This is a genomic window from Bacillus sp. PAMC26543, assembly GCF_014250375.1.
Classification (GTDB): domain Bacteria; phylum Bacillota; class Bacilli; order Bacillales; family Bacillaceae; genus Bacillus; species Bacillus halotolerans.
In genome coordinates, this window is the sequence record NZ_CP060193.1 from 2,269,369 (window position 1) to 2,287,940 (window position 18,572).

An 18,572-nucleotide genomic window follows, 5' to 3' on the forward strand; every position below is an offset into this window, starting at 1 on the left:
TAGATTCGTTTTAATAAAAAATTCATATTTTCTCTCTGGCACCCTCATCAGGGCCCAAAAAAGAGAGCAGAACGAGAATCATCTCTCATCCTACTCGAAGTGTCGTTTTTAAGCCGATGTATATCATAACATGAAAAAAAACTGCTTAGTAGTCTAGATTTTTTTTTCTTATACTGTCACAGCATTTTTCGCTTTCGACTGTTTCTTCTATTTCTGCATCAGCGCCGATTTCTTCTAAAACTGCCTTCAATGCGCTTATAATTGAGGCTTCTCTGATTAATTCTTTTCCATTAACAATAATACTCGTTCCATATTCATAGCAGGAATCGTCTTCACAGATTTCTTCCCAGTGATTGACAATAATCTTATGCTTCATCATTTCACCCTCTGTATGTTCTGTGTCAGTATTCAGTTTAGCGGCCTGCGTCTGCTTTGTAAAATTCCATGCTTGTGAATTTTATTCAAGCTCATCAGACGGAAACGCTTTTTTAAGCTTTACCTTGTTATCAGCCTCATTATACTCATAAATTTCTATATTGCCGTCATTTACGATTCCAAAATGATTATTTTCGAGCGGAAATGAACTTGGCTGGGGCGTTTCATAAGAATCTCCGCTATCTGTTTCAATCACTGTTTCATCTCTCCCGCACGCACCAAACAATAAGAACACAGCAATCCAGACAAGTGCAATTCTGATTCGTCTCAACTCCGCTTCAGATTCAGAAAACATTCGTTCACTCCTCTTACGTTCAAATTTTTTACATTATATACACTTTCCTCCTTCTTATGTTCTCATTATAAAAAGACCACGCAAGATAAAAAACAAGAGAGGCTGCTGTGTTAGCCTTTCAGCCCCTCCCTTTCTTACTTCTGTACATAAATGGATACTGAACCTCCGTTTACATGAAACTCTCCCCATCCATCAGAATGAATTGTAACAGGATCGGAGCGGTTCCCAGTAATGTCATACCATGTCTCGCCGGCATTTTGCTTTCCGACGTACATCCTCTTTGACCCGCCAGGACCGTCTGTGATTAATGCAGCCAATCCTGATTGGGCGGCCGATTGATCACCTTCCCTCGTCCAGCCAATCACATCCTCATGGTCAAAATAATCATGCTGGGTCCCGTATGCATAATGTTTACGCGCTTTTAAAATGGGTTCTATTTTATTTTTGAGCGACGGAATTTCCCTTGACGATGAACCCTTTGTTCCATACATATCTCCATAGAAAACCTGCGGGTAACCAGCCTCTCTTGTTAAGATGAAGGCATAAGCGAGGGGCTTAAACCATGTTTGTACAGTCGACTCCAATGATTGCCCCGGCTGTGTATCATGATTTTCCACAAATGTTACCGCTTGCATCGGATGCTTCGATACGACAGTGCCATCCAGCAAATGTCTCATATCATAGCCGCCCCCCTGTGAGGATGCAGCCTGCAAATGATAGTGAAGCGGGACATCAAAAACAGATTGCTTAAAATCAGTTTTATTCAAATAGTTTTCGAGCTCGTTCAGGTTATTTTGCCAATACTCTGCAACTGTAAACATTTCCTTTCCTGTTGATTGTCTGACTGACTTTACCCAATCACTCAGAAAAGAAAATTTAATATGTTTAACAGCGTCGAGCCGAAAACCGTCGAGTTGAAGCTCGTTTGCATACCAGGTACCCCATCTTTTCGTTTCTGCGACAACATCCGGATGATCATAGTCAACGTCTGCATACATCAAATAATCGTAGTTGCCGTTTTCCCTTGATACTTCCCAATCCCATGTCTTTCCATCCCCTCGAAACTTATAAATGCGGTTCAGCTTTCGGGATTCGTCCCAATCCGCTCCGTCGAAATGGTACCAATGCCACTTAAAATCGCTGTACGTGCTTCCGCGGCCCGGGTAATGAAAGCCTGTCCATGCTTTTATTTGATACTCTCCTGATATTTCCTGATTTCTATCGTTTGGATTCACTTCGACCGCGGTTACATCTTCCGTTGCATCCGCGCCTGCCTTATGATTCAAAACAACATCACCGTACACTTGGATGTTTTGTGAGTGCAGGGAGCTGATCGCTGACTGAAGCTCCGGTTTTGTGCCGTATTTTGTGCGCATCGTCCCTTTTTGCTGAAATTCTCCTAAATCGTACAAATCATATGGGCCATATCCATTGTCAGATTGACTCGTTCCTTTGTATGCAGGCGGAATCCATACAGCAGTGATTCCAATTTCAGATAAATGCCCCGCATCTTCTTGCAAACGTTTCCAATGTTGTCCGTCATTAGGCAGGTACCATTCAAAGTACTGCATCAGCGTGCCATTTACGCTTGCAGCCCAAGTTTTAGATACCGGCAGCGTGACAAACAGCAATGTTAAGAAAAACACCAGACCGCATGATATGGCACGTTTTCGTTTGTGATTCATTTTCCTCTCCCCTTTCCAGTGATTACAAATCATTGTACAACAATAGGAGTTTTACACAAATAACCAATTTACTATATTTTTTGTAATCTCTATAGGAACTTCTGCGACACAAAAAACCTCGGGCTTTCAGCCCGAGGTTTTTCTATTTCGTTTTATCTTTATGGTCTATTCTAATTCAAGCTGGACGTTTTTTTGCGGTGCAAAAGTTGAGATCGCATGTTTATATATAAGCTGCTGCTTACCTTCCGATTCTAGCAATACGGTAAAGTTATCAAAGCCTTTCACCTGGCCGCGCAATTGAAAGCCGTTCAGTAAAAAAACAGTGACATACGTATTTTCTTTGCGGATTTGATTCAAAAACTGATCCTGAATATTAATCGGTTTCATGTTTCGTCCTCCTTGATTCTCTATATCATACAGTTTCGATTAAAGTTGCAGTTTTCCTGCTATATGTGTGAAAATTTCCTTTTTTTTCAGCTCCATATCAACAGGCGGGGTCATATCGAACCAGTCAACCGGCATTTTGTTGCGAAACCACGTCAGCTGGCGTTTCGCATACCGTCTGGAGTTTTGTTTTAATTGCTCGACAGCCTCAGAAAGTGTCACAAATCCGTCAAAATATGCGTACAGCTCCTTGTAGCCGATCGCCTGTATCGATTGACAGTCTCTCAATTTTCGGTCGTAGAGCTGTTTCACTTCCGGAAGAAGTCCGGCTTCCATCATCAGATCGACTCGCTGATTAATCCTGTCGTAAAGCGTGTCTCTGTCCATTGTAAGCCCGATTAATACAGCATTGTACAGCAGCTCCCGCTTTTGCTCTTTTAAATGCTGCGACATCGTTTTACCAGATGTATGTAAAATCTCCAGTGCGCGAATCACTCTTCTTGTATTATTCGGATGAATCGCTTTTGCTGCCTCCGGATCAGCCGCAGCCAGCTTAGCATGAAGGAATTCAGCTCCCTCCTGCGCCGCAGCCTTCTGCATTTCTTCCCGAAACGCCGGATCGTTCGCCTCTTCCGTAAAGGTATAATCGTAAAGGACGGATTGAATGTAAAGCCCTGTACCGCCTACAATCATCGGAAGCTTTCCTTTTTTTGCGATCTCGCTGATTTTATTTCTGACCAAGCCTTGATAATCCGCGGTGGAAAAAGAATCTGCCGGGTCTAGAATGTCAATCAGATGATGCGGCACACCTTCTGTCTCCTGTTCAGAGATTTTAGCTGTCCCGATGTCCATTCCTTTATAAACCTGCATGGAATCTCCGCTGATAATTTCCGCGTTCAAAGCCTTAGCAAGCTGAATGCTTAAATTGGTTTTCCCCACTGCCGTTGGTCCGACTAATATGACAACGGGCTGTTTGTTATTTTTCACTATGTATCACTCTCTTTTACAAATCTCCCCCCATTATAGCACTCATCATATATAACCACCTATCCATTTTGCCCTTTTTTTGCAGCAGTAAACATTTCTTCTACCAGCCAAGAGGCTCATTTCCGACAATTTCCCGTGTCTTGCCTTTCAAATGATGGCGATGCGTTTTTTTGCTGTGATTTCGGGGATCGTACACAACGCCTCCGTAACGGATCTGAATCGGCTCGTTATAAGCGAGATAAGTGTTTTCTTCAATTTTGTGATAATGTGTTCCGTCAGCCCTGGGAATGGCAGGGCCCGAGATCCCGTAATAGCGGTGGAAATGACCATTTTCAAACGAAGTAATCCCAGTGAAGTAGTGTGTATGGCGATCCGTATTCGTTCCGTTTGCCGGCTGAGTAAAACCTTCAATGATATGATAATGCCCCTGTTCACTGGTTGTTTTAGCACGATAAGCATGTACGTGAGGCGGCGCCATGGCCCAGTCAGACTGATACAGGCCCAATCAATTCACTCTCCTTCTTTTTCAGCTGAACGCCCAATCAAATTTGGGTAGGCTGAATACACTGCATCATCTACACTTTATTATTGGAGGAAAGAAAAAATGAACGAAGTGGAATATTTCATTGACGAAAATGATGCAAGAATCTTTGGCAGACCAGGGTTCGGCTACGGGTTTGGACGGCCAGGTTTTGGATTTGGAAGACCTGGGTTTGGCTATGGCTTTGGACGGCCGTTTGGATTTTACGGAGGACCTTTTTTTGGCGGGCTGGTAGGCGGACTTGTAGGAAGTGCTTTATTTAACCCTTATTTTTATGGCGGATATCCTTATCCCCCGTACCCATATTACTACTAAACCCGGCAGACCCCTTATAAAAGGGGTCTTTTTTATCCCCCGAATCTGAGTTGAAATGAATCTCTTGACTCATACATAGGTTTGCACTAATATTTTTCTAGCTGATGATCTTTTCATTACCTAACATTTATCATATTTTGAGTGAGGAGGATTACGATGATGATCGGTTACTTATTCCTCACAATTGCCATATGCTCAGAATCAATCGGAGCGGCCATGCTGAAAGTGTCTGACGGCTTCAAAAAGTGGAAGCCGAGTGCATTGGTCGTGATTGGTTATTCCCTTGCCTTTTATATGCTGTCGCTTACCTTAAACCGCATCCCTCTAAGCCTTTCATATGCGACATGGAGCGGCGTGGGTACGGTGCTGACGGCCGTTATCGGTGCGAAATTTTTCAAGGAAAAACTGAATGTAAAAGGACTTATTGGGATTGCTCTATTAATTTCAGGTGTTGTGCTGCTTAATTGGCAGTAAGGGAGTGTTGTATATGAGAGGATTTCTTTATTTGGCTCTTGCCATATTATCTGAAGTATTTGGGAGCACAATGCTCAAACTCTCCGAAGGCTTTACGCAATTCTGGCCTATTATCGGAGTGGCTGCCGGATTTCTGTCCGCCTTCACGTTTTTAAGCATTTCTTTAAGAACCATAGACTTATCAAGCGCTTACGCCACTTGGTCCGGTATCGGGACGGCGCTTACAGCTGTAGTCGGTTTTTTGCTTTTTGGCGAAACCATCAGCTTGAAGGGTATATTTGGGCTGACACTCGTTATTGCAGGCGTTGTGCTGTTAAATCAGTCAAAAGCCCCTAATAAAGAAAAAAAGCAGACGGCCTGTCAGTGACCGTCTGCTTTTTTATGATTGCTCCGATATTTTTACAGAAGCTTCTAGCTGCAGTTCGACGTTTCCTTGAATGGCTCGTGAGATCATGCAGGAAGACTCCGCTTTTTCACAAAGCTTGTGGGCTAACGCAACGTCTTCTTCTGAGGCATCGTGTCTGAGGACTACTGCGGGGCGGTGAATGATTTTTTTGTATGTAAAGATCCCTCTTGTCACATCGACTATGCCTTCTGATTCCATCTGCAGATCTTCTTTTTCCAGTCCGCTTCTTTCCATCATAGCAGCAAGCGTAATAATATAACAGGTTGCCGCTGCCCCGAGAAGCATTTCATCCGGGTTGGTCCCCTCCCCCGGTCCGTCCATTTCTTGAGGAATAGAAATAGACGTGATGAGATTCCCGCTTTCGATTGTGCCGACATCATTGCGTTTTCCCGGCCAATTCGCTTTTAAATAAAAATGATGATCTGCCATTTGATTGCCTCCTTCAATGGATTCCATTTCAGTCTACTGATCTTCCTTGATTTTGTCCTCTGATTTGCTTATTAGGAATATTCTTTTTCAAGTACATGTTTTATCGCCCGGACATAAGAGTAGAATTCACTGGTTTTCGTGTATTTCCTATCTTTATAGTAAAAATCATCAAAAAAGGCTTCTCTCTGTTCACGGCTGATTTCCAGCTGGATACTCAGCCCGGTTTCCCCCTGGTTATTAATGTTATCTGCACTTAATCCTGCAAGGCCGCTTTGAGAGGACGCTAATTCAGCGGAAAACCCTCTTTTTTCAAGAGCTCTGACAATCATTTTCGCCCGCTTACGGTCTGTTCCTCCGACAAGTGTATTTTTATTTTCTCCTTTATATCCGTGAAAAGCGACAACGTACTGGTGCTCCTTGATCTTCTCTTCAGCCAATGGCTCATCAAAGTTGGTGCTTGTAATGTGCAGCGTTTGATTATCATGTGACTTTAAGCCCTCAAACAGGTAAGTCGAGTAGTCATCGTTGAAATAACGCACAAGCTCACTTACTCCGCCTTCAATTCTTCCGCCGTGCGGAGACATGATTAAAACTTTGCTCCCTTTTTTCTCTTGATAAGAAATATCATAATCAGCAGGGTCCTCATTCTCTGCCAGACTGCTGAAATTTGAATATGTATCCGGCTGGTTGGATGGTTCAGGTTCTAATGAGTAATGAACATATCTTATGAATAAGACTATGGCTAAGACTAATATGACATTTAGTAAAAATCTTCTCATGTTAAACTCCTTTCACAAGAATGGCAAGGTTCATTATATGAGGTATAGTCAATAGGTTTTATCTTACCATTGTATACACCATATCATCAGTGAAAAAGTTCCCGGTTTCAAAAAATCAATTGAATGTCACATTTATCAGCGGTTATATTCAAATATCAGTGAAAAAAGATTGAGAGGAAAAACGAAAAAGGTAGGAATAACCTCACTTGGTAATTAAATGTATAGAGGAATAAGGAAGGTTTTACTAAAAACCAGGCTGTCCGGGATGCTGAAGCGGACGGCCTGTTATAGTCCTGCGAACCGGGGTTCTTGCTTCCTTGTTCGCACAAAGTCACAGGAGAGGATAGAGTCTAATAAAAACGTTCTGATCTGATGGTTCGTAAAACAAAAAGCTTTAATTTGTGTTTTGCTTTTCTGCCTGACGATAATCGTTCTTTTTGTTATGGTGCCGTCTTTCTTCATATATAATGCTGATTGGTATCTGATCTTCCAAAGACCGGCGTAAGAAGATATTCATACGATTATCGCTCCTCCTGTTTGATATATATACATGATAATACGAACAAACGTTCTTTTTCAATACCCAATGATTAACAGTACACATGATTCTTTCGTATCAGATTCAAAAGATTCATAAAAACAAACTCTTGTCCGCCTCCTCTAAAGGACAAACAAACTTACCAAACATATGATCCACTCATAGAGTATACAGAGAACTTCATAATAGGAGGAAAATCGATGTTTGGCTACTCTATGGTACAAATGGTGAGAGCAAACGCTCATAAGCTTGATTGGCCATTGCGTGAAAGCGTCTTGCAGCTCTACAAGCCCTTCAAGTGGACTCCTTGCTTTTTACATCAGTTTTTTGAAACAAAATTAAAAAACAGAAAAAAAATGTCGGTCATCATTGAATTCGAGGAAGGCTGCCATGAGGCCGGCTTTCAAATGGCGGGACGGGTTTTACAAAAAGAAAAACGCAGCAAGCTAAAAAACCGTTTTAACAAAATCAATTGCTGCAGCGCAGAGGTTACCCCTTCAGCATTGCATTCTCTTCTTTCTGAATGCAGCGATATTCGCAAAGTGTATTTAAACCGCGAAGTCAAAGCGCTTCTTGACACAGCATCTGAAGCAAGCCATGCAAAGGAAGTCGTCAGAAGCGGGCAAACCTTAACCGGTAAAGGCGTTACAGTCGCAGTAGTCGATACAGGAATCTACCCGCACCCTGACTTAGAGGAAAGAATTATTGGATTTGCGGATATGGTAAACCAAAAAACAGAGCCGTATGATGATAATGGACATGGCACACACTGCGCAGGTGATGTCGCAAGCAGCGGCGCGTCGTCTTCCGGCCGTTACCGCGGCCCTGCACCGGAAGCCAATTTAATCGGAGTAAAAGTGCTGAACAAACAAGGTTCAGGCACGTTAGCGGACATTATTGAAGGCGTCGAATGGTGTATTCAATATAATGAGGACAATCCGGATGAACCAATTGATATTATCAGCATGTCCCTTGGCGGCGATGCGCTGCGTTATGACAATGAACTGGAAGATCCATTAGTCAAAGCAGTTGAAGAAGCTTGGAACGCCGGGATTGTCGTCTGTGTTGCTGCCGGAAATTCAGGCCCTGATCCGCAGACAATTTCAAGCCCTGGTGTAAGCGAAAAAGTCATTACTGTCGGCGCGTTTGACGATAACAATACAGTAAGCAGCGAAGATGATACAGTTGCTTCTTTCTCAAGCCGCGGACCGACTGTATACGGGAAAGAAAAGCCCGATATTTTAGCACCGGGCGTAAACATCATATCCCTTCGCTCACCGAATTCATATATCGATAAGCTGCAAAAATCAAGCCGTGTAGGGTCTCATTATTTTACAATGTCGGGGACATCAATGGCAACGCCGATCTGTGCGGGAATCGCCGCCTTAATACTCCAGCAAAATCCAGATCTTACGCCGGACGAAGTGAAAGAGCTGCTTAAAAATGGGGCTGATAAATGGACAGGCGAAGACCCGAATATTTACGGTGCCGGAGCAATCAATGCTGAGAAAGCTATTCCTGGTGAATAAGATTTCATGATCTTCGTGAACACTGCTGGTTCGTTAAAGGGTCAGCAGTGTTTTTTAGCATACATAAGCCGGTATATCCCAGCAGAGTGTAAAACATAAAACAATTGGGAATAGTTACAGTATAGATCAAAAGGAGGAATGACTGATGGCACTCAACAACACTGAGCTTTCTGAATGGTTGAGAGAGCGGATCGGCCAGACGCTTGATATTAGAAAAGGCGAACTGACCAATAACCAAGACGAGATTTCAGATTTGGATCAGATTGTTCTTCACCTTCAAAAAGTGGGCATACGCAGCGCAAACCACCCTGACGACTACGTTGCAAATGACGAACTCGTCCTGGAAGGCGAAGGAACAACCTTTACTGAAGCTGGAGACGTACCGCTTCCGCAGAACGCTTATGAAATTCCTTTATTAGGGGATATTCACATTCACCAAGAAAATGGCGGATTGAAGGTACTGACAGATCGTGCGGTATATACTATTGATGTACAAAACAAATGAAGAAACTTTCACCTGGTCGAAAGAATACAGCGCCTTTGAAATTGCCCCAAAGGCGCTTTTTTGCATGGAATCATTTCCTTACCCGCAAGCCGATATTTTCGTCCCAAAACTATTGAACGGCACCTAAAATAGATATATAGTTTTAGACATAACAGGTTGTCGTTTCCAATGGGATTCTGTTATACAGATTGCGCAAAGCTTTCTTTTACATCTGGTCTAAACTGAATAAATGCATCTGTCTTAATCTATTAGGCGAGGAGAATGGAAAATGGAAAATTTGATGTTTCATCCGCATGCTAAAGAGTTTCATGAAAACCCCTTTTCAGTTTTAGGCCGTTTTAGAGAACACGCACCCATTCATCGATTCGAATTACACCGTTTTGGAAGTACATATCCGGCGTGGTTAATCACCCGTTACGATGATTGCATGGCATTTCTTAAAGACAACCGAATTACAAGAGACGTTAAAAATGTAATGAGTAAAGAACAAATTGAAATGCTCAATGTCAGTGAAGACGTTGATTTTGTATCAGATCATATGCTGGCAAAAGACACACCTGACCATACTCGTTTAAGGTCACTGGTTCACCAAGCATTTACCCCCCGCGCCATTGAAAATCTACGCATCAGCATCGAACAAATTACTGAACGATTGTTAGATGAAATGGAAAAAGAGAATGAAACAGACTTTATGGCATCCTTTGCCTCTCCGTTACCGTTTATCGTGATTTCTGAAATGATGGGCATACCGAAAGAGGATCGGGCACAGTTTCAAATATGGACCAATGCCATGGTTGATACTTCAGAGGCCAACCGAGAACTGACCAATCAGGCTCTTCGGGAGTTTAAAGACTATGTTGGCAAGTTAATTCATGAAAGAAGAATACAGCCAAAAGACGATTTGATCAGTAAACTTGTGCATGCTGAAGAAGACGGCCAAACGTTAAGTGAAAAAGAACTTTACTCTATGCTGTTCCTTTTGGTGGTAGCAGGGCTTGAAACGACGGTTAACTTAATCGGATCTGGCACCCTTGCATTGCTTCAGCACAAGGAAGAATTAGAGAAACTGAAACTGCATCCTGAAATGATAGATACAGCCGTTGAAGAATTGCTGCGCTACACCTCCCCTGTCGTTATGATGGCAAATCGGTGGGCCATTGAAGACTTCTCCTACCAAGGCCATTCTATCAAAAAGGGAGACATGATTTTTATAGGAATCGGTTCTGCCAATCGAGATCCTGAACGATTTGAAAATCCAGAAACATTCGATATAACCAGAACACCTAATCGGCATATCTCTTTCGGCTTTGGGATACACTTCTGTTTAGGAGCGCCGCTGGCAAGATTGGAAGGGCAAATTGCGTTTAACGCACTGCTGAAACGATTTCCGCAAATTGAACTTACGGTAACGCCAGAAGAGTTGAAATGGAGAAAAAATGCTTTTTTAAGAGGATTAGAAAGTCTTCCAGTCTCACTTGCAAGGAAAGATTCACTTTCACACCTCAGCTGATTTTTTCAGCAGATAAAAATCCCCCTTTTAAAGGGGGATTTTAAATTTCCTCAGCGCTTTACCAATTCATCAGCGTTTTCTTCGCTGGCTTCATGTTTTTTGCGAAAAGCCTTAAGGAAATTCGCGTTTACTACGCCTCTGTTTGAGTATAGTTTTTCACAAAACTCCAGCATGGCGCTGGACGCTTTAGATTCTGTTAACATCATCATGTGATTGCTGGAATCGACATCCACCAGATGAAATTGAGGGATTTGCCGCTCCCATTCCTCCCAGTAGTCAGTATCATCCAACGGTATTTTTTCATTTAAAATGGTAAAGTAAATGTCCAAGTCGCCAAGGAATGACCTGCTTTTATTGCGGAAATAATAACATTTTACCGCTTCAGGATCCACAAGCGGCTGCACAGTGTACGCCTCAAATTCATAAGCATGCTGAGCTTTGACCATTTGGTTAAGCTGAGTCCGTATTCTCTTCTCCGGTTTGTTTAATCCCCGCTTTCTTGCTAAACCAATCAGTTCAGTTAAAAATTCCTCTTCCTCTCTGTCAACATCTACCTCTTCACGGCTGATGAGAACGTCTGTAAGCTTTTCCGGCTGAACAATAGATGCAAGCATCGTATTTATCGTTTGAAGCATTGACGTTTTTACAGAAGACTCATTTTGTTCACGTCCAGGACTGTAAGGGGAATCAATCATGACCATGCTTTTTACAGCAAGCCCCTGGCTTTGCAGCTGGCGTGTTACTTCATATGCGAGCAGTCCGCCTAAGGAATATCCGCCTACATCATAAGGGCCTTCCGGCTGTACGGCTCGCATAATGTCTATATAATAGGAAGCCATTTGTTCAATTCCGTGTAAAGGAGCATGATTTGTCATAAAGCCCCTGGCTTGAATGCCGTAAAAAGGACGCTGGCTTTTCTTCGCAAATGGCGTATAGATTTCTACACCGCCTACTCCTCCATGAAACCAAAATACAGGGCGCCCCCGCTTGCCATCGTTTAACGGTATCAATTCCGGAAATGACCGGCTGACAGTCTGGACTGAATGGTCTTGTACTGTGTTTTCCCGTTTCGTTGCTATCAAGTCCACCATATTCTGCACAGTTTGACACGTTTGCAGCTCTGCCAGGCTGATTGACAGGCCAGCTTCTGCTTGCAATTGCTGCAATAACTGTATACAAACGATAGAATCAAACCCGTAATCTTGTAATGCCTTTTGAGGATTTAATTCTTCAGGCGTCATGCCCAATACATCAGATATCATTTGAATATCGTTTCTTTTGTGAAGGGGAATCTCAGCATTTGAAAAAGCAGGTGCTATTTCTGGTGACAGAAAGTCATTCCAGCAATTTCTTTTTTCAAACGGATAGGCGGGCAATGATATTCTCCGCGCACCTTTTCCTCGATGAAGCTGCTCCCATGGAATTTGCACTCCTTTTGCCCAGCAAAACGCGATCTTTTCAAGATGGCTTTCAGACAATAGTGTCTGCATCACGATATCGCCCAATGTTCCCTCAAGCAAGGCGCCGATATCTGACAAGCCTTCTTCTAAATTTCCGATAAAGCAAGGTACAGTGCTTTTCGGCTTTTCGGCTTTTTCCGCAGCTGTTAAGTACTCTTCCAATCCGAGTACGAGTTCATCCTTACTGCGGATGATCAAGGCCATCCGGTCACTCATCTCTTCTCGTCCGACTTGAAGTGTGTAAGCGTAATTTTGTAAAGACAGTTCTTTTTGCTGTTTTACATAGTCAAGCATCTGTTGAACAACGGCTCTTAGTCTGTCTTGGTTTTTTGCAGAAAGCACCACAATGTGCGGCTCATCTGTATGTTCAATTGCTGGTTCTGTATTAGAAGGAACATATTCTTCTAAGATGATGTGCGCGTTTATTCCTCCAAAACCATAGCTATTAATGCTTGCTCTGCGTGGTATCGTTCTGCCTGCATCATCCTGTATTTCTTCCCACTGCTGGTTTCTGTCAATCATCCGGAAACGCGTTTCCTTTATTGACACATGATCATTCAATGAATCAAAACCGGGAATACCAGGTATTGTTTTATGCTGCATCGCCATGCTGACTTTCATAAGAGCAGCCATGCCTGAGACCAGTTCTCCATGCCCGATGCTCGGCTTTAAGCTGCTGATGTAACATGGCATTTCTCCTTGCAATTGGTGTGAATGCTCCGATTCGAGCTGTCTGTATCCCGATTTCAACGCTTCCACTTCTATAACGTCAGCCACTGGCGAGGCGATCCCGTGCGCTTCTATATAAGTCACCGTTTTCGGATCAACTTGCGACCCTTGATAAGCCTTCTTCATCGCATCCTTCATTCCGATCGGATTAGGCGCGTGCAGTGACATTCCCCTGCCGCCATGCGATACACCTGTCCCTTTAATGACAGAATAAATATGATCAGAGTCTTCAATGGCTTTTTGTAAAGGTTTAATGATGAGAACCCCTGCACCTTCACTTCGAACAAATCCATTCGCCTCTGCTTGAAAGGACTTGGCTTTTCCTTCCGCACTCAAATATCCCATTGAATCAAAGCCGATAAAGCCCTTTGGTGAGAGCAGAAGGTTCACAGCGCCAACAATGGCTTGCTCACATTCGCCGTTTCGAATGGATTGAATCGCTCTGTGCAAAGCGACAAGAGCTGAGGAACAGGCAGCCTCATAATATTCACTTGGCCCTTTTACATTCAGTGCATAGGAAATACGGTTTGGCATTAAGGAAGGAATCACAGCCGCATCGGTATTGCCGGCTGCGACAAAAACTCCTGTCGGGCAGCTGGATAAGGCTTGGCCTGTTATACCGGCGTCTTCCATCGCCTTCCACGCATGTGTCAAAAGCAGAAACTCCTGGGGATCCATTGTCGCTGCTTCTTTCGGTGAAATGCCGAAAAACAGCGGGTCAAACTCACCTATGCCTTCTATAAACCCGCCCCATTGAAGGCTTGACTGCTTCCCATCAGTATTTTCGGTATATTTTCGCCAATCCCAGCGTTCTTCCGGCACTTCAGAAATACAATTCCTCCCATGAACCAGGTTATCCCAAAATTCCGTTACATTGTTTGCTTTTGGAAACTGCCCTGACATGCCGATAATGGCTATACCGTCTGCCGTATATTCTTTTGTTTCATCCGTCTTTCTTTCATAGGTTTGCATTTGCATTATTTTATTTTCTTTTATATTCGGGGATTTCTGCTGTTGCTTGACCCCTCCAAACAATTGAACAAAGGATTTTTCATGTTTCTCGGCAAAAAAGTCGGCCAGTTCTTGAAGAGTCGGATATTCAAAAAACAATGTAGGATTTAGCTCAATCTTTGTCGCTGATTCCAGCTCTCTTGTCAACGCAATCAATTGGGAAGAATCGATCCCCAAATCCATGATATGAACTTTTGCAAGAGACAGTTTTGATGGATTGGCCGCCTTATCAGCCAGTTTATCTGTGATATAGCTTCGAATACGGTCTCTTATATCGTGTATTTGAACTTCCTGATTTTCCTCTTTGCTTCCTCGATCTGTTAAGCGGAATTGCTTTAAAGAGTAACCTGAATAGCGCATCACCGTTTCTGACGCTTCATTCATCACATCTATGTCAAACAGCAGCATTTCACCGGTATTCTTAACCAAAGTAATCAAAAGCCAGCAATCTTCTCTTATTTTATTTTTTGTGAATTGAATATCGTTGATTCCAAATGGCAAGAAATGCCCCTCTATGTCTATTTGTTCTATGAAACTGAGAATTGCCAGGTAAGCACTGTTTGTAATCAATGGGCTGACAGTGTAATGATGCGCATTTGCCATGCCGTTTTGAGACAAACGCACTTTTGCAAGGATTGAATTATTGCCTCTGTACAGATGAGTGATGGTTTTATATAAGTCTCCCCACTCAGCGCCGCCGTCGATGGTTTGATACATTTGGTCAATATGATCCAGCTCTGTTAACGAACGTTTTACGCTTTCGATGTTTACTTTTTTTGTTTCAAAATGATCTTTTTGGCATTGCCCGATTGCGGCAGGCTTCCAAGTTTCAGATGCCCGCTCACGATACATGATTTGCAAATCGATTGCATGATCTTTCTGAAGAGGATCAGCTTTCACTTCAATTGTTTGCCCTTGGTTTATGACAACAGGGTTTAGATAACTTAATTTACTGATACGGCCGCTGATTTCCTCAGGAAACATTTCAAAAAATGCGTCAATCGCAAGACTTGCATAGGTTGCACCGACGAGCACCCGTTCTTTGTTGAACACATGGCCTTGAACGTAAGGCTCATCGTATACGAATGAATCTTGTATCAGCGGATGATTAACCGTTTGCTCATCATGCCTTTTCCCTTCTTCATGAGGCAGGGCACCGAATTGAAAGACTGTTTGATGGTCAAATGCATAGTGAGGCAGATTGATCCAGCCAGTTTCATTCCCTTGATGTATATGGTCAAAATGAATCGAAGCCCCCGCAGCCCATTGCTGTGCGGTTAAGCTTGTTTCTTCATGGGCTGACCCTGCATTTGTAGAAATCGCATCTGATTGTAAATCAAAGGATGTATAGATACCATCTTGGAGTGAGCTTTCTTTTGTTTTTTGGAAAATCTTTAGTTTTTCAATCAATTCCTGCGTCGACGATACCGAAAATGCAGCCCGATGTTCTAAGTCATGGTTGATCCTGTGCAGTGAGCGTACAACTGCTCCAATAGAAGAAGATGGTTTTTTTTCTAAAAACACTCGCAGTTTTTCAAGATAGCTGAGCAGGCTCCATTTCGTTTTCGCAGAAAAAACGGCCAGATATTCCTGCTGGTGAGGCACTGGATGTTGCTGCTCAGTTGCAGCGCCGATAAATTCTTCTATAATGAGATTCGCATAGGCCCCTCCCGCTCCGAAAGAATTAATCATGCTTCTTCTGGGCAGATGCTTTCCTGTATCGGGATCTTTTAACCGCTGCCACGGCTCCGTTCGTTTTTGCAGATAAAATGCTGTGTTTTCCAGGTTAATATTTGGATTGACAGGGGTGGCATTAATCGTCGGCACAAGCGTCCCCTTTTTCATCTGCAACAGAACTTTCGTGAGCTGAGAAATGCCGGAAGCCGCCTCCAAATGTCCAAGATTCGATTTTACAGAGCCTATCGCACAAAACTGTTTCTTATTTGTATACTGTTGAAATGCATTAGATAGTGCGATTACTTCAATCGGGTCACCTAATGCTGAACCATTTGCCGCAGATTCTATATAGCCGATTGTTTCCGGATCAATGGCGGATTGCTGAATGGACTTGGAGATTAATGCAGCTTGCTGCTTCGGATCTGGCGCTGTATACATCTGCCTTCCCCCGCTATGATTGGCAAAGCTGCTTTTGATGACGGCATAAATATGGTCGTGATCTTCTATCGCCTTAGAGAGCGGTTTTAGCAGGACGGCTCCGACGCCTTCACCCGGAATAAGCCCGCTTCCTGTGCCAAAGCTCTTGCTTTGATTTCCGTTCTCTAAAAGATTTGCGCGCTCCAGCGCATCATATTTAGAGAGATCCAGTGTTAAATTGACACCGCCGGCTATTGCCATCGAACAGTTTTTCAGTTTCAAACTCTCACATGCAAGATGGATTGCGTTTAAAGAACTGGAGCATGCGGAGCTGACAGCCAGACTTGGTCCTGTCAGGTTAAAAAAATGAGAAACGCGATTTGCAATATGCCAATCTCCGCCATTAGAGCTCAGCACCGCTTGTTCTAATGAAGGGATATTCCAAAAATACTGATTATACATATTTCCAACAAAGACACCTACTCCCGTTCCGTTGTCCTGCAGTTCATTTAATCGGATTTGAGAATAGCCGCCGTCCTCAAATGTTTCCCAGACGGTTTCTAAAAATAAACGAAGTTCCGGCGTCATTTCCATTACTTGATTCTGATCCGCTTCAAAAAGATGATGATCAAACGCATGTATGTCTTTTAAAAATCCGCCGTAGCGCTTCTTATCTGACGATTGTAATGATTCTTTCGATAAAGTGTTTACTAAAGATGTCCGCCATCTTGATTGCGGAGCCTCTGTAATACAATTATCCCCAGCTATTAAATGCTCCCAGAGCTCTTCTACGTTTTCAGACATCGGATAACGTCCGCTTATGCCGATAATTGCAATATCTTCTGTGCCGTAATGATTCGGTGTGGTTCTATGAGAAGGGAGTGCCTTTACGTTTTTCGCTGTTTCGGTTTCTGATTTTGGATTCGCCTTTGCTTGCTGAGTTTTAATTAGCTGCTGGTCTCCGCTAAAACGGCGCGTTTGATATGTAAACGGCTGTTCAGATTTTACTGGCTTCGCTTGAATAGAAGTTTCTTTATTTGCGGGCTGTGATTTTTCTTTCAGCAGTGATGTCCGCAGCTTCCCTTCATGCTCCTTTATCAGAAAATCGACGAGTTCTTTCGTATTGCTGTGTTCAAATAAAATTGTTTTCGGAAGCTCACCCGTCAGTTTTTCTAACTCACGAATAAAATTCACCTGCAAAATAGAATCGATTCCATACTTCTCAAACGTTGTTTCTGCATGTATACGCTCCGGTGATAGTTTTATTGATTTTGCTAACGTATGTTTCACAAATTGTGTCGTTTGTTCAAGAAGAGAATCCTCATCACTATCCTTCGTTTGAGAATGATGTTCATCTAGATGGTAATCTATAATTTCTTCTGCTGGTTTTTCTGTTCGTGTTTTTTGACGGACGATTCCGTCACTTTCCGCTGCGATGATCTGCTGGCCGAGCTGATGTGATTGTTCAGCCATAAAGGAAACATAACGAAAGCCCTCACTCTCAAGCACCATTTTCCATGAGTCTGGATATAAACCGGGGCAGCCCGGGATACGCAGATCAGGATCTTCATACAGCCACCAGCCCTCTAACAAGCCAAAGGTCAGGTGTGAATATATATTATGGTCATTAATCTCATTCAGAAGGAGCAGGCCGTTTTTCTTCAAAACCGCTTTGGCATTTCTCAATGTCTGCCGGATATTTTTCGTCGCATGAAGCACATTTGCAGCGACAATCACATCATATCCGCCCACTTCTATATGTTGTTCAGCCGCCGGCTCTTCCACATTAAATACCTTATACGTCAGATAAGGGTTGTCCGGACCGTACATTTTTTCCGCATGCAGTAAAAACGCCTTGGAGAGATCTGTATAGCAATATTCTTTTATATGTGACTGATAGGCTTTCATTTTTTGAAAAACCGCAGCGCTTGTACCGCCTGTTCCTGCTCCGATTTCTAGTATACGAATCCTTGCTTCAGGCTCTTGCTTTAGACGCTCCTGCATAAAGGCAGCCAAGGTGTCTGCCAGCACATCGTTAAAATAGTCTGCGACTTGATTGTTTTTATAGATTCCTTCCACTAATTCCATAGATGAGTTCGGAAAAAGGATATCGGTGGCAGATGCCTTGCCGGTCAGAATATCCGGCAAGGCTTTAAGTGCAGTCTCTACTAATACCACCATGGCTTTCATGTTACTGTCTTGAAGCAAGTCTGCTTTTTTTTCATCCCATTCGTACCATAATTCATTTATGTCCTCTGTTGAGCGGGTTACGGCGTATCCATTTGACGTTTGTTGAAGAAAACCATGCCGCTCCAAAATCGATAGGCTCTCCTCAAACCATCTGCCATAGAAATTATGCAGCACCGGCTGGGGCTTATTTTCCTTAAAAAATCCTATGGACTGCAATTGTGCTAACAGCATCTTACAGAGAATGTCTTCTGTGTTTCGCATTGGCGCTTTCCCCTC

At 43.1% G+C, this 18,572-nt stretch carries 15 protein-coding genes and 1 pseudogene; 6 read left to right on the plus strand and 10 right to left on the minus strand.

Features of this window, described 5'->3' with window-relative positions:
• Positions 1-145: 145 nt before the first annotated feature.
• From H7F27_RS11650 to H7F27_RS11675, 6 genes are all read right to left on the minus strand, one after another.
• Positions 146-376: a hypothetical protein gene (locus H7F27_RS11650; RefSeq protein ID WP_024121497.1), complete on the minus strand. Its 231-nt coding sequence runs from the start codon at positions 374-376 to the stop codon at positions 146-148.
• A gap of 81 nt (positions 377-457) precedes the next feature.
• Entirely contained in the window at positions 458-730 is a 273-nt protein-coding gene (locus H7F27_RS11655) for a YmzC family protein (protein ID WP_024121496.1), read from the minus strand.
• A gap of 134 nt (positions 731-864) precedes the next feature.
• Positions 865-2,415 (minus strand): alpha-amylase, encoded by a 1,551-nt coding sequence (gene amyS, locus H7F27_RS11660; RefSeq protein WP_185847940.1) that lies wholly within the window; start codon positions 2,413-2,415, stop codon positions 865-867.
• A gap of 165 nt (positions 2,416-2,580) precedes the next feature.
• The gene (gene hfq / locus H7F27_RS11665; RefSeq protein WP_003221097.1) at positions 2,581-2,802 is read right to left on the minus strand and encodes an RNA chaperone Hfq; all 222 of its coding nucleotides are present in this window, start codon (positions 2,800-2,802) and stop codon (positions 2,581-2,583) included.
• A gap of 39 nt (positions 2,803-2,841) precedes the next feature.
• A complete protein-coding gene (gene miaA, locus H7F27_RS11670; protein WP_024121494.1) occupies positions 2,842-3,786 on the minus strand; it encodes a tRNA (adenosine(37)-N6)-dimethylallyltransferase MiaA in 945 nt (314 codons plus the stop codon).
• A gap of 100 nt (positions 3,787-3,886) precedes the next feature.
• Positions 3,887-4,264: a YmaF family protein gene (locus H7F27_RS11675; RefSeq protein ID WP_253295324.1), complete on the minus strand. Its 378-nt coding sequence runs from the start codon at positions 4,262-4,264 to the stop codon at positions 3,887-3,889.
• 126 nt (positions 4,265-4,390) lie between these two features.
• On the opposite strand from H7F27_RS11675, the gene H7F27_RS11680 reads away from it, so the two are divergent.
• The 3 genes from H7F27_RS11680 to H7F27_RS11690 all read left to right on the plus strand — a co-directional run bounded on the left by H7F27_RS11680 (position 4,391) and on the right by H7F27_RS11690 (position 5,483).
• Positions 4,391-4,642 carry a hypothetical protein gene (locus H7F27_RS11680; RefSeq protein WP_024121492.1) on the plus strand — a complete coding sequence of 84 codons (252 nt, stop codon included), beginning with the start codon at positions 4,391-4,393 and terminating at the stop codon, positions 4,640-4,642.
• A 156-nt stretch (positions 4,643-4,798) separates the two neighbouring features.
• Positions 4,799-5,116 carry a multidrug efflux SMR transporter subunit EbrA gene (ebrA, locus tag H7F27_RS11685; protein WP_024121491.1) on the plus strand — a complete coding sequence of 106 codons (318 nt, stop codon included), beginning with the start codon at positions 4,799-4,801 and terminating at the stop codon, positions 5,114-5,116.
• Between the two features lie 13 nt (positions 5,117-5,129).
• A complete protein-coding gene (locus tag H7F27_RS11690) occupies positions 5,130-5,483 on the plus strand; it encodes an SMR family multidrug efflux transporter EbrB (RefSeq protein WP_185847941.1) in 354 nt (117 codons plus the stop codon).
• 12 nt (positions 5,484-5,495) lie between these two features.
• Here the strand turns inward: H7F27_RS11690 and H7F27_RS11695 are convergent, their stop codons facing one another.
• From H7F27_RS11695 to H7F27_RS21080, 3 genes and pseudogenes are all read right to left on the minus strand, one after another.
• On the minus strand, positions 5,496-5,951 hold the full coding sequence (locus tag H7F27_RS11695; RefSeq protein ID WP_024121489.1) for an OsmC family protein: 456 nt from the start codon (positions 5,949-5,951) through the stop codon (positions 5,496-5,498).
• Positions 5,952-6,022: 71 nt separating this feature from the next.
• A complete protein-coding gene (locus H7F27_RS11700; protein WP_185847942.1) occupies positions 6,023-6,730 on the minus strand; it encodes a poly-gamma-glutamate hydrolase family protein in 708 nt (235 codons plus the stop codon).
• Positions 6,731-7,015: 285 nt separating this feature from the next.
• Positions 7,016-7,247 (minus strand): annotated as a pseudogene (locus tag H7F27_RS21080) (hypothetical protein).
• Between the two features lie 221 nt (positions 7,248-7,468).
• Here H7F27_RS21080 and H7F27_RS11705 point away from each other — a divergent pair.
• The 3 genes from H7F27_RS11705 to H7F27_RS11715 all read left to right on the plus strand — a co-directional run bounded on the left by H7F27_RS11705 (position 7,469) and on the right by H7F27_RS11715 (position 10,812).
• Positions 7,469-8,797: a serine protease AprX gene (locus H7F27_RS11705; protein WP_185847943.1), complete on the plus strand. Its 1,329-nt coding sequence runs from the start codon at positions 7,469-7,471 to the stop codon at positions 8,795-8,797.
• Positions 8,798-8,942: 145 nt separating this feature from the next.
• The gene (locus tag H7F27_RS11710; protein WP_024121485.1) at positions 8,943-9,302 is read left to right on the plus strand and encodes a protein YmzB; all 360 of its coding nucleotides are present in this window, start codon (positions 8,943-8,945) and stop codon (positions 9,300-9,302) included.
• Between the two features lie 268 nt (positions 9,303-9,570).
• Positions 9,571-10,812, plus strand: a complete 1,242-nt coding sequence (locus H7F27_RS11715; RefSeq protein WP_024121483.1) for a cytochrome P450 family protein — start codon at positions 9,571-9,573, stop codon at positions 10,810-10,812.
• Positions 10,813-10,862: 50 nt separating this feature from the next.
• On the opposite strand, the gene H7F27_RS11720 is transcribed toward H7F27_RS11715, so the two are convergent.
• The gene (locus tag H7F27_RS11720; protein WP_185847944.1) at positions 10,863-18,557 is read right to left on the minus strand and encodes a beta-ketoacyl synthase N-terminal-like domain-containing protein; all 7,695 of its coding nucleotides are present in this window, start codon (positions 18,555-18,557) and stop codon (positions 10,863-10,865) included.
• Positions 18,558-18,572 lie beyond the last annotated feature (15 nt).